This is a genomic window from Moorena sp. (assembly GCF_982860115.1).
In genome coordinates this window covers 14476-27092 of record NZ_CEYLVT010000093.1, presented here as the reverse complement: position 1 = coordinate 27092, position 12617 = coordinate 14476, and the positions used below count along the sequence as shown (strand labels likewise).

The window sequence follows — 12617 nt, the reverse complement described above, 5'->3', positions numbered from 1 at the left end:
CGATTCCCGATTCCCGATTCCCGATTCCCGATTCCCGATTCTAAATTCTAAATTCTAAAAAACTCTTATGCTGCAAATTTCCAATTTAAATGTCTACTACGGTGAAAGCCACATCCTCAGAAATGTAGATTTGAATGTACCAGCAGGACAAATGGTTTGCCTGATTGGACGGAATGGTGTGGGCAAAACTACTCTACTCAAAACGATTATGGGATTACTGAAACCCCGCACTGGCACCATTACCTTTGCTGGTCAACCCCTGACCAAACTATCAACGGATAAACGAGCCAGATTAGGGATTGGCTATGTTCCCCAGGGGAGGGAGATTATCCCTAGGGTAACGGTGAAAGAGAATTTGTTGCTGGGTTTAGAAGCACGTCGAGGGGGTAGAAAGGCTGAAGATGACATCCTAGACACTATCTTTGAGCTGTTTCCGGTCTTAAAATCAATGTTGTCCCGGATGGGTGGTGACTTGAGTGGTGGACAACAGCAACAATTAGCGATCGCACGGGCATTAATGGGACGTCCTCAGTTATTAGTGTTAGACGAACCTACGGAAGGGATTCAACCGTCGATTATTTTGGAAATTGAAGCGGCTGTGCGCCGGATTATTAAAACCACTGGGATTTCCGTGCTCTTAGTGGAGCAGCATCTACATTTTGTCCGACAAGCTGACCGCTACTATGCCATGCAGAAGGGTGGGATTGTGGCATCCGGGGCGACTAGTGAACTGAGTCAGGATGTGATTCAGCAATTTTTAGCGGTTTGAATCGTTACCTAGCGGTTTTTTATTTTGGTGAGGTACAGAGTTTCTGGTTTTAGGGAACAGGGAACAGGGAACAGGGAACAGGGAACAGTAACCCAACCCTAAGCCCTCCCAGGAGGGGAAGAGGTGACAGGGAAAAAAATATGTACCTCATTATGGCAATAAATGCTATAAATATTTATTATATAGAATATACTACAATACTAGTGTATTGGATTGTAACTTATGTCTAACAATCCTTATTACAATCTTAGTGTTGATGACCAAACTATCATCATCAAGATTGATAAGACAGCAATTGATTATCAGCAACTGACCCAACTCCTCAACTATCTTGAACTCAAGTCAATCAGCCAGCGCAGTCAACTCACAGAAGAGGTGGCGGCTGAATTAGCTGATGAGATTGACTCTACGGTTTGGTCTAAGGTTAAGTCTAAACTTGATAAGTATAGCAGTTTTTAGTTTAATGAGATACATAGAATTTTTTACCTCTTATCTGCTCCCTGCTCCCTGCTCCCTGCTCCCTGCTCCCTAAAAAAAAATGTACCTCACCTAATTTAAAACCGCTATAATTGAATAAAAATGGCTGTACCAAAACGTTTTGTTAAGAAAATAATAGAAGCAAGAGAGCAGCAGCTTAAACAGTTAGATTTAAGCAGTCATTTTTTGCTTAACTATGGTGACAAGTTAACTAAAATACCAACTGAAGTTTTGAATTTATCACAGTTGGAAGTATTGAATTTAAGAAGAAATGAATTAACAACAGTCTCAAAATACATCGGAAAGCTTAGCAACTTAACCCAGCTTGATTTAAGTTTTAATGAATTAAAAAGATTCCCAGAATATATCACCAAGCTTAGCAACTTAACCCAGCTTGATTTAAGGGGAAATGAATTAACAAAAGTCCCAGAATCCATCGGAAAGCTTAGCAACTTAACCCAGCTTGATTTAAGCTATAATCAATTAATAACAGTCCCAGAATCCATCGAAAATATTACCAATTTAACCAGGCTTGATTTATCCTTAAATCAATTAATAACAGTCCCAGAATCCATCGGAAATATTACCAACTTAATCAGGCTTGATGTAAGGAGCAATCAATTAACAACAGTCCCAGAATCCCTCACCAAGCTTACTAACTTAAGGGCACTTATTTTAAGGAGCAATCAATTAACAACAGTCCCAGAATCCCTCACCAAGCTTACCAACTTGACCCAGCTTGATTTAAGCAGAAATCAATTAAAAATAGTCCCAGAATCCCTCACCAAGCTTACCAACTTGACCCAGCTTGATTTAAGTAGCAATCAATTAACAACAGTCCCAGAATCCCTAACCAAGCTTACCAACTTAACCAAGCTTGATTTAAGCGGAAATCCCCTTAAAACTCCACCAATAGAAATTGCAGAAAATGGTATTGAAGCAATCAGATCTTATTTCCGACAACTGAAAGAAGGAAAAGATTATATCTATGAAGCAAAACTCCTCATTATCGGTGAAGCAGGTGCTGGAAAAACAACACTAGCCAAAAAGATAGAAAACCCAGACTATCAACTACATAAAAAAGAAAAATCTACAGAAGGAATTGACATTATTCAATGGACATTTCCACTGGAGAACGGTCGAGACTTTAGGGTTAATATCTGGGACTTTGGGGGACAAGAAATTTATCATGCCACCCATCAATTCTTCCTGACAAAACGTTCCCTTTACACCCTAGTAACAGATACCCGAAAAGAAGACACCGACTTCCACTACTGGCTTAATATAGTAGAACTTTTAAGCAACAATAGTCCTCTCTTAATTATCAAGAATGAAAAACAAGATCGTCATAGAGAAATAAATGAACGCGCCTTACGGGGACAGTTTACCAATTTGAAAGAAACCCTAGCAACAAACCTAGCTACTAACCGAGGTTTAGACGATCTTCTTACCCAAATTAAATTTTATATTAGCAACCTCCCCCACATCAAAGAAGCCGCTTTACCTAGAACATGGAAACAAGTCAGAGAAGCTTTAGAAGAAGATAGCCGTAATCACATCAGTCTGGAAGAATATCTAAGGATATGCTCAAACAATGGGTTTACTTTACAGAAAGATAAATTACAGTTAAGCGGGTACCTACACGATCTGGGAGTGTGTTTGCATTTTCAAGATGACCCTCTATTAAAGAAAACGGTGATTCTCAAACCAGAATGGGGTACTTATGCTGTCTATAAAGTGCTAGATAACGATGACGTTATTCGCAATCTAGGTCGCTTTAACCGCGCTGATTTAGAAAAAATTTGGTCTGAAGAAAACTATGCTTATATGCAGGATGAGCTGCTACAATTGATGATCAAGTTTCAACTTTGCTATCTAATCCCTGGGAGGAAAGATAGCTACATCGCGCCACAACTACTAAGTTTAAATCAACCTGAGTATGATTGGGATGAATCTGACAATCTAATTCTCCGCTATACCTATGACTTCATGCCCAAAGGTATTATAACTCGGTTTATTGTGGTAATCCATAAGTGGATTGACCAGCAGCAATATGTGTGGAGAAGTGGGGTTATCTTAAACAAAGAGAACACCAAAGCAGAAGTAATTGAAGATTACGAACAGCGAGAAATTAAAATTAGAATTACTGGTAGACATAAACGAGACTTGTTGACTACTGTTACTTACGAACTAGATCAGATCCATGATTCTTATAACCGATTGAGGTGTAGTAAGTTAATCCCCTGTAATTGTTCTAGTTGTAAAAACAGTCAAAATCCTTATTTCTATGAATTTGATAAATTAAGAGAGCGGATTTATTATGGTAAGGATACGATTGAATGTGGTAGTCCTCCCTATAATACAGTTAAGGTATCAAGTTTAATTGATGATGTGATAGGTTTAAAGCAGTTCACAAAAGATGAACAACTACATATCTATCGACAGCAAAACAACGTTGCTAGTCCTATTCATATCAATATTGAAGCGATAGGTAGTAAAACTGTGTATGAAGAAAGCGAAATCAACGTTGGGGACGAGAGTAATGAGTTACCCACAGAGGAGAAATGGAATCTCTCAAATAAACTTGCTCTGATGGGCATAATAGCGACTTTATTTGTAGGATTAGGGGCTTGGCTGTTTGGCGGACTTCTTAATGACAAGGTAATAGAATGGTTTAGTCCAGAGCCAGCAACACAAGAAGAGCAAGTAGATTAATCGTAGGGCGTGTCTTAAAACTCGGAGATCCCCCTAAATCCCCCTTAAAAAAGGGGGACTTTGAGTATGGCTCCCCCCTTTTTTAAGGGGGGCTGGGGGGGATCATAATCTTGCGGAAAACTTTGAAAACACGCCCTAGGGTAGGCAGTGTCTCGCAAGGGGCTTTTTAAGGTGATATCTATTCAGCACTGCCCACCCTACATCAGATATCTAGTCCTAGAATAATCCCCTTCTAGATCCACGCTTACCTCGACGTGAGCCCATTTCTTGACGAATTTGTTGGCGCTGTTCGTCGGTGAGAATACCCATCATCTCTTCTCGTGCTGACTTTTTAATCTCCCGGATTTCGCCTCGCTGCTCTTGAGAGAGATTCATACTTTCCATCTCTTCTCGTACTGACTTTTTAATTTCGCGGATTTCCTCTCGCTGCTCTTGGGAAAGATTCGTAGCCTCCTTTGCCTCTCGTAGTTGACCGCGTAGTGTTTTTATAGTTTCAAATTGCTCTTGTTGCTGGGGAGTGAGAATATCCTCAATTTCAGAGTATGTATTGTTACGGATGTTTTCAATCTGCTGTTCCTGCTGGTCAGTGAGGTTAAGCTTGGAGAAAGATCGATGCATTTTTTGGGCATTAGCTGCCATGGGAAAACTAGTGAAGGTAATGGCTGCAAGACCTGCAAGTAGGGAAAAGTGCTTGATGTTCATGGTGTTCACCCTTTAGCTATTTTTAAGTGTTTTGATGTAAGCTGATTTGCGTGTGATGTCTCTATCCTAAAAACAGGGAGGGTGAAACGACATGAGGCAATAGACCTGAATTGTTCTAGGACTTTAGTCCTGGGCTAGATATGACCAATGGGTCTTGCATTATCTTTGATCCATGCATTATAGTGACGAGATAAAAATACTACCGCTGTTGCCTCTCGATACCATTGAGCCAAAATGCGATTAGCCCAAAGGGCTACGCTACGCGATCGCACTATGTGACTATAGCACTACGGATTAAAGTTAGGACATTGATACAACAGCTTAGGTCTTGTAGTAAACTTTTGCCTATTGCCTCTTGCCTATTGCCTCTTGCCTATTGCCTATTGCCTTCCCCTCCTGGGAGGGGTTAGGGGTGGGTCTAGCATGCCTATTGCCTCTTGCCTATTGGCTATTGCCTATTGCCATCTCCCCATCTCCCCATCTCCCCACACTTTCCACACTTCCCTTCTTCCTTATATATATAAGATCCACCCTGGGTGAGTCCTGTCCCCTTGATTAGATCTAGAGATCGAAATTGCTTTCAGCTCAAGTGGGGCAAGGCTTTGGTCAATCTTGTTCACCCCTAGATCTAGGCCAGTTTTGTGAAGTTTTGTAAAAATAATCTTTGGTCGGCATAAAACTTAGGCTGACTCCGGAAAAGTTTTTAGAAGCTAACAATAAAGGATTTGTCAGTATGAGTACAAAAACCTAGACAACTAATATATCAAATTATGATTGTTGTCAAGACTAAATTGATGTGATATCAAATCCAGTTAATCACTTCCCAAATTACTAATTACCTATTATCAATTTCGCTCAGATCATAGCTGAGATCAAAACTATAAAGCTAAGTGGAGTTCGTTGAAGTGGATAAAAACATTTCCCCTGATATAGAAACAACTGAGAATACTACTAAAAGCCAAGATAAATGGCATTCTCAACTGCAACAAAACCCGATTGCCATTGTCGGTATGGCAGCTTTGTTTCCTAACGCTAGAAATTTGCAGGAATATTGGGAAAATATTCTTGGCAAAGTTGATTGTATTACTGATGTTCCTAGTTCCCACTGGAATGTAGAAGACTATTATGACCCAGACCCTAAAACTCCTGACAAAACCTATGCTAAACGGGGTGGATTCCTACCAGATGTCAAGTTTGATCCTCTAGAATTTGGTCTGCCACCGGATACCCTCGAAGCCATTGATTCTGCTCAATTGCTTGGTCTGATGATGGCAAAGACAGCACTGGCAGATGCGGGCTATGACAAATCTCGGGAATTTAACCGGGAAACGACTGGAGTCATCCTCGGTGGCAGTGGGTTATGGAAAAGCATCACACCTCTGACGACTCGCTTACAGTACCCGGTTTGGGAAAAGGTTCTCAAAAGTAGTGGCTTCTCCGATGAGGATACCCAAAAAATCATTGAGAAAATTAAATTGGCCTATGTGTCATGGGAAGAAAACTCGTTTCCTGGCATGTTAACCAATGTCGTTGCAGGACGAATTACTAACCGTCTGAACTTGGGGGGCACTAACTGTACCGTAGATGCAGCCTGTGCTAGCTCCCTGAGTGCCCTTAAAATGGCGATTAGCGAACTGTTGGAAGGTCGCTGTGACATGATGCTGACGGGAGGGTTTGACACCGACAACTCCATCCTCAACTACATGTGTTTCACCAAAACCCCTGCCTTTTCTAAAAAAGACTATTTGAATCCGTTCGATGCATCCTCCGATGGCATGATGGTGGGTGAAGGTTTAGGTATGTTGGTGATTAAACGGCTGGAGGATGCGGAACGGGATGGCGATCGCATTTATGCCGTCATCAAAGGTATTGGTACATCCAGTGATGGTCGATACAAGAGTATCTACGCTCCTCGTCCAGAAGGGCAAGTCAAAGCATTGCGTCGAGCGTATAAAGATGCAGGCTTTTCTCCCTCAACAGTTAGCTTGATGGAAGCCCATGGCACGGGAACCCCAGCCGGTGACTTCTGTGAATTTACCGCATTAAATGAAGTGTTTAGCGAGAATAACTCGAATAAACAACATATCGCCTTGGGAAGTGTTAAATCCCAGATTGGTCATACCAAGGCGGCGGCGGGGTCTGCGAGTCTGATTAAAACAGCACTAGCTCTGCATCAGAAGATTCTACCCCCGACGATTAATATCACTCAACCCAACCCCAAGTTTAAGATTGATGACTCTCCGTTTTACCTCAATACAGACGTGCAACCCTGGCTGCGGAAAGGCGATAACCCCAGACGGGCGGGTGTGAGTTCGTTTGGGTTTGGAGGTACAAATTATCATATCGTCCTGGAAGAGTATACCAAAGCACAACCTGGTCCGTTTCGTATACACAAGACTCCTGGGTCAATTCTACTGTCGGCTAATACTCCAGAGGAGTTGTTAAGTCGATGTGAGGCTGTCATCGCCCAATTAGAATCAGAGACTGCTCTGGAGCACTATCAAGAACTGATTAACTCCTGTAAATCCTTAGTGGTTCCTGTGGATGCTGCTAGAGTGGGGTTTGTGGCGACATCCTTAACTGAAGCTTGCAACTTGCTCAAACTGACGATAAAGATGCTGCAAAAACAAGGGCAAGCAGAATCCTGGGAACATCCCCGTGGCATCTACTACCGCCAGACAGGTATTGCTTCTGAAGGCAAAGTGGTGGCTCTATTTCCTGGTCAGGGCTCTCAGTACCTGGAAATGGGTAAGAAACTGGCACTCAACTTCCCCCCAGTGCAAGATGCCTATAATGCTCTTGATGACCTGTTTATTAACGATGGTTTAAAACCCCTTTCTCAAGTTGTTTTCCCTTACCCTGGGTTTGAGAATAATCAAAAGGCGACTCAGACTGAACTTCTACAGCGTACTGAACATGCTCAACCCGCCATTGGTGCTTTCAGTGTGGGTCTGTATAAAATCCTGGAACAAGCTGGGCTTAAGCCGGATTTTGTGGCAGGACATAGCTTTGGAGAACTGACAGCGCTTTGGGCTGGTGGAGTATTAAACGACGCCGATTACTTCTACCTAGTTAAAGCTCGGGGTCAAGCTATGGGTACTCCCCAGAATGTTAACGATTGTGATTCTGGCACCATGCTAGCGGTGAATGGGGATATCGCTAAGGTAGAACGAATCATCTCTGGTATGTCTTATCTGAAGATAGCCAATTATAATTCTCCGAATCAGGTCGTGCTCTCTGGATCTAAGCCAGAAATTGCCACCTTACAACAAATTCTGACCAAACAAGGCTATTCCGTTAACCCATTACCTGTATCAGCCGCATTCCATACTCCGTTTGTCTCTTATGCCAGTCAACCCTTTGCTGAGGCTCTGCGGTCTGTTACGTTCAACAGTCCTAAACTCCCAGTCTATGCCAATACCACTACTGAACCTTACCCCCATGACCCTGAGGCGATTCAAGAAATCCTAGAAACTCAGATGCTCAAGTCAGTGCGGTTTGAGCAAGAAATAGAAAACATCTACGCCAATGGTGGTTATTACTTTATCGAAATTGGACCGAGACGAATCCTCACCAATTTGGTCAAAAATACCCTAGGCGATCGCCCCCATATCGCTATCCCCCTCAATCCTAGTCGGGAAAAAGATAGTGATCTGCAACTGCGGCAAGCAGTGATGCAGTTACGGGTAGCGGGCTTGCCTTTACAAAACCTAGATCCTTATCAACATGAGCCTATCGTTACCAAAACCAAAGGTACCAAACGGATGCAGGTGCCCTTAAGTGGCAGTAACTACATTAGTCAGAAGACCAAAGCGGCTTTTGAGCAAGCCTTGCAGGATGGATACCAGGTTAAGTCACAGGTTAAATCAATTGTCACTGAACCTGATTCTAAGTTGCTTTCAAACCTGTTATCTGAACAAACCGACGTGGAAACACACGGAAACGGACACACACACACAGAGGGAAATGGCACAAGAGAGCTAATTACCTCTATCAATGCAACTGAGGATCAGACAACTCCTGTGGCTCAATCTCTGCCATCTGAAATGATAACGGTTAGCGAAAATGTAACTCCGTCGCCATCGGCACCGAGTCTTGTCCAAGATACTCCAGAGCACACTCCCGATTTAGCTCAAGTGCTTTCCTTCGCTGAACCAACTGATACTCCAGATTTCACTCCAGATTTCACTCAAAATTTCAATCCTGTTGTTTCTATTATCGAATCAGAAGACATGTTACACACTACATCTCAAACCAACGGTAATGTCCAGCCAGTCGTAGGCAACAGTCTAGAAGCACTACTGAATCAATTTAGTCATCATCAATCAGAAATTCTGCGAGTGCATGAGCAGTATCTTAATAGTCAGGCACAGTGTGCTCAAATCTTTTTGCAACTGATTCAGCAACAATCTGGCAACTTAATCCTTAGCAAAACCAAACAGTCAGTGCAGTTGAAGCCAGTAAAGGCACCAGTTCAGCAACAACAACTTACTTCAATTACGTCTACCAACACTCAACAGTTGCCTCAACAACAGTTGCCTCAACAACAGTTTTCTGAGCCGACTCCTGCTCCTGCTCCTGCTCCCACCACTACTCCAGTGGTTGCTGAATTTCAAACTACCTCAGTGACTGAGCCAACCAAGCCAGTAACTCCTGTATCTATTCCTCAACCGCAACCTGTAGTAGCAGAAGTCCCTCAGCAGCCTAAGGTTCGTCAAATTTCTGAGTATATTCAGGCTCGCACTCCCGAGACAGTGCCATCTCCAGCGGCTCCTGTAACACCTACCACTACGGAAACTGTCTCGTCACCTGAAGCCACTGAAGCCACTTCTGTATCAGAGTCTGCTCTGGCCGAGTCTTTGTTAAATGTCGTCAGTGACAAGACTGGTTATCCCCCAGAAATGTTGGAACTAGAGATGGATTTAGAGGCAGATTTAGGGATTGACTCAATTAAACGGGTGGAAATTATGGGTTCAGTGCAGGATATCTACCCTGAACTGCCTAAAGTGAGTCCAGAGGCACTAGCAGAAAAGCGCACCCTTGGTGAGATTGTTGAGTACCTGGAAAGCCAAATGTCAATGGCTAAAAAAAAAATAGCGTAGCCAACCCGGTAGATCAGCAACCCCTTCCTAATCACCCGATTCAACGTCGCCTTGTCAAACTGATGCCACTACCAACTCCTGATTTCTGGGAATTTCCCAAACCTCAGCGCTCTACTTGTTTACTGACCGATGACGGTTCCTTAACCACCAGCAGGCTAGCGCAACTCTTAATTCAACGAGGTTGGCAGGTAGTGGTCATCAGTTTACCTCAGTCTCTGGTGGCCCAACAGCCACCCCTACCCCCAGAAGTCAATCGTCTATTGCTTACAGAGTTGAGGGAGGAGTACTTGCAACAGCAATTGCAATTGGTTTTAGGGACTTATGGTTCCATTGAAGCCTTTATCCACCTACATCCTGTCAGTCAAGAGCTTCATAATAACCGATTCTCCTATCTCAAAGCTGAAAAGGCTATCCTCAAGTATGTGTTTCTCATGGCTAAGCACTTGAAGACATCACTAACTCAAGCAGCACATCAGGGGCGTAGTTCTTTTCTGACCGCTGCTCATCTAGATGGTGAATTTGGACTAGGAGGAAAAATCGACTTTGGTGTCATTGGTGGTGGTCTGTTTGGTCTAACCAAAACTCTCAACTTAGAGTGGCAAGGGGTATTTTGCAGAGCTATTGACTTCAGTCCGGAGTTGGATGCGGAAACGACAGCACAAGCCGTCATCACTGAACTTTATGATCCCAATTCCCTGATCTTAGAGGTGGGATACAATTCCGAAGGACGGGTGACACTAGTATCTGAAACACCGATGGCTGCTTAGAGTTATGAAACACTGATGGCTGTGCACAAGTATAGGTTAATTAATAATCCGCAGAGGGTTTCCCTTCTGCGGATTAACTATATAGCAAAGGGAACAGGGAGCAGGGAGCAGGGAACAGGGAACAGGGAATAGGGAACAGGGAACAGGGAACAGGGAACAGGGAGCAGGGAATAGGGAGCAGGGAACAGGGAATTGTTAAGAATTGTAAAAACTACCTCACTCTGCATAAAAAATCAAACTTTCCCTGAAAAGTATTTAGAGCATTAAACTCAGAGATTTTTCTGTTGGTACACACTACCTCGGAGATCAGCCTAATGAACCAACACACTACAATTAATTCATCATCCGTTGTTCTGGTCAGCGGTGGTGGAAGAGGGGTTACGGCTCAATGCGTAATTAAACTAGCAGAGCAATATCGGTGCAAATTTATTCTGCTTGGTCGCTCTTCTATTGGTGACAGTGAACCAGAATGGGCTAAAAATTGCTTCGACGAGTCCGAATTGAAAAAGCGCATCATGCAGGATTTGATCGCCCAAGGTGAAAAGCCCACACCTGTAAAAGTTCAAAAACGTTTTAAGACCATCTCCAAAAGGCGAGACATTACTAATACTATCTCTACTATTAAACAGGTTGGAGGAGAGGCAGACTATATTAGTGTAGATGTTACCAATAGTGCTGATTTAACGGCTAAACTAGCACCAGTGATTAAGCGCTTTGGAGCGATTACGGGAATTATTCATGGAGCGGGAAACTTAGCGGATAAGTTGATTGAAAAAAAATCAGAGCAGGATTTTGAAACTGTTTACAATACCAAGATTGAAGGGTTAGAAAGTTTACTGAGCTGTGTCGAACCCAGTGAATTAGACTTCATTGTTTTATTTTCCTCCTTTGTAGCCTTTTATGGCAATCCTGGTCAATCTGATTATGCCTTAGCTAATGAAATCCTTAATAAGTATGCCTATGTACTAAAGCGTAAGTATCCCAATTGTCGCGTACTTTCTATCGGTTGGGGGCCTTGGGATGGGGGGATGGTCACCCCAGAATTAAAGAAGTTTTTTGCCCAACAAGATATGGAATTAATTTCCGTGGATGTGGGAGCAAAAATGTTAATTGATGAATTAAATAGTCCTGATCAGGAGACTCCACAAATTCTAGTGATGAGCCGTCCAATTTTGGGCTCCCCTAAGCAGCTATCTCCTGAAAAACAGACATTCCGTATTCAGCGAAAATTAACCTTAGCCGAAAATCATTTTGTCTGTGACCATGTGATTGGCTCTCATCCGGTTTTACCAGCGATGTGTGGTATCTCATGGCTGGCTAATACTTGTGAACAACTCTATCCCGGTTACAAATTTTTCAGTTGTGACAACTACAAAGTTCTCAAAGGAATTGTTTTCGACAACACCCTTGCCAATTACTACACGCTGGATTTAAAGGAAATCAATAAGTCTCAAGGTGAAATAGAATTTGAAGCAGTGGTTTCTAGCGAAAGCACTAGAAAAATACCTCATTATCATTACAAGACTCAACTAAAACTGGTGCAAGCAATTCCTCAAGCTACTACTTATGAGTCATTTAATAGTACCCAAGATCCAGCACTTCTGAGTCTGTCACCTTATCAAAATGGCACCTTATTCCATAAACCCCGTTTTCAGGGAGTGAAGCGAATTCTCAATATCAGTCCTGAAGGATTGACTGTTCAATGTAGTTTGCAGAGTTTGGACGTCAAACAACAAGGTAAATTTCCCGTCCAGGCATTCAATGCTTACACTGCTGATATTTTATTTCAAGCTCTACTCGTTTGGGTCAGATACTTTGATGATTTAGGTAGCTTACCTTTGCAGTTTAGCAAACTGGAACAGTTTAGTTTGATTCCATTTAATCAGGATTTTTATATTTCATTGGAGATTGATTCAAGGAGTGACAATCGAGTAGTTGCTAATGCTACGGCTCACGATGCTCAAGGAACTATATATCTAACGATTGACCAAATGCAGGTGACCAGCAGCTCTCGACTTAATCACCTATTTCTGGAAAACACTTGTTCAGATTTGGTTTGTTCTTCATTCTAAATTTTCAAACGTT

8 protein-coding genes and 1 pseudogene are annotated in these 12617 nt (G+C 42.6%); 7 read left to right on the top strand and 2 right to left on the bottom strand.

Annotated elements, in window-relative coordinates; all coding sequences use genetic code 11:
- Nucleotides 1-67: 67 nt before the first annotated feature.
- The 3 genes from urtE to AC4II3_RS17080 all read left to right on the top strand — a co-directional run bounded on the left by urtE (nucleotide 68) and on the right by AC4II3_RS17080 (nucleotide 3961).
- A complete protein-coding gene (gene urtE / locus AC4II3_RS17090; RefSeq protein WP_293044592.1) occupies nucleotides 68-769 on the top strand; it encodes an urea ABC transporter ATP-binding subunit UrtE in 702 nt (233 codons plus the stop codon).
- A 222-nt stretch (nucleotides 770-991) separates the two neighbouring features.
- Nucleotides 992-1228 carry a hypothetical protein gene (locus tag AC4II3_RS17085; protein ID WP_293023527.1) on the top strand — a complete coding sequence of 79 codons (237 nt, stop codon included), beginning with the start codon at nucleotides 992-994 and terminating at the stop codon, nucleotides 1226-1228.
- Between the two features lie 120 nt (nucleotides 1229-1348).
- Complete coding sequence (locus tag AC4II3_RS17080; RefSeq protein WP_488016734.1) at nucleotides 1349-3961, top strand: COR domain-containing protein; 2613 nt, start codon at nucleotides 1349-1351, stop codon at nucleotides 3959-3961.
- A gap of 216 nt (nucleotides 3962-4177) precedes the next feature.
- Here the strand turns inward: AC4II3_RS17080 and AC4II3_RS17075 are convergent, their stop codons facing one another.
- Entirely contained in the window at nucleotides 4178-4663 is a 486-nt protein-coding gene (locus AC4II3_RS17075) for a Spy/CpxP family protein refolding chaperone (protein ID WP_488013524.1), read from the bottom strand.
- 224 nt (nucleotides 4664-4887) lie between these two features.
- On the opposite strand from AC4II3_RS17075, the gene AC4II3_RS17070 reads away from it, so the two are divergent.
- The 3 genes and pseudogenes from AC4II3_RS17070 (at nucleotide 4888) to AC4II3_RS17060 (ending at nucleotide 10532) form a co-directional block, all read left to right on the top strand.
- On the top strand, nucleotides 4888-5073 hold the full coding sequence (locus AC4II3_RS17070) for a hypothetical protein (RefSeq protein WP_488013526.1): 186 nt from the start codon (nucleotides 4888-4890) through the stop codon (nucleotides 5071-5073).
- Between the two features lie 519 nt (nucleotides 5074-5592).
- Nucleotides 5593-9738: pseudogene (locus tag AC4II3_RS17065) on the top strand (beta-ketoacyl synthase N-terminal-like domain-containing protein); the annotation flags it as partial.
- Between the two features lie 89 nt (nucleotides 9739-9827).
- Nucleotides 9828-10532, top strand: a complete 705-nt coding sequence (locus AC4II3_RS17060) for a hypothetical protein (protein ID WP_488013528.1) — start codon at nucleotides 9828-9830, stop codon at nucleotides 10530-10532.
- A gap of 77 nt (nucleotides 10533-10609) precedes the next feature.
- Here AC4II3_RS17060 and AC4II3_RS17055 read toward each other — a convergent pair whose 3' ends face one another.
- On the bottom strand, nucleotides 10610-10759 hold the full coding sequence (locus AC4II3_RS17055; protein WP_488013530.1) for a hypothetical protein: 150 nt from the start codon (nucleotides 10757-10759) through the stop codon (nucleotides 10610-10612).
- A gap of 87 nt (nucleotides 10760-10846) precedes the next feature.
- On the opposite strand from AC4II3_RS17055, the gene AC4II3_RS17050 reads away from it, so the two are divergent.
- Nucleotides 10847-12604, top strand: coding sequence for an SDR family NAD(P)-dependent oxidoreductase (locus tag AC4II3_RS17050; RefSeq protein ID WP_488013532.1), 1758 nt, complete (start codon nucleotides 10847-10849; stop codon nucleotides 12602-12604).
- The last annotated feature ends 13 nt before the right edge of the window (nucleotides 12605-12617 follow it).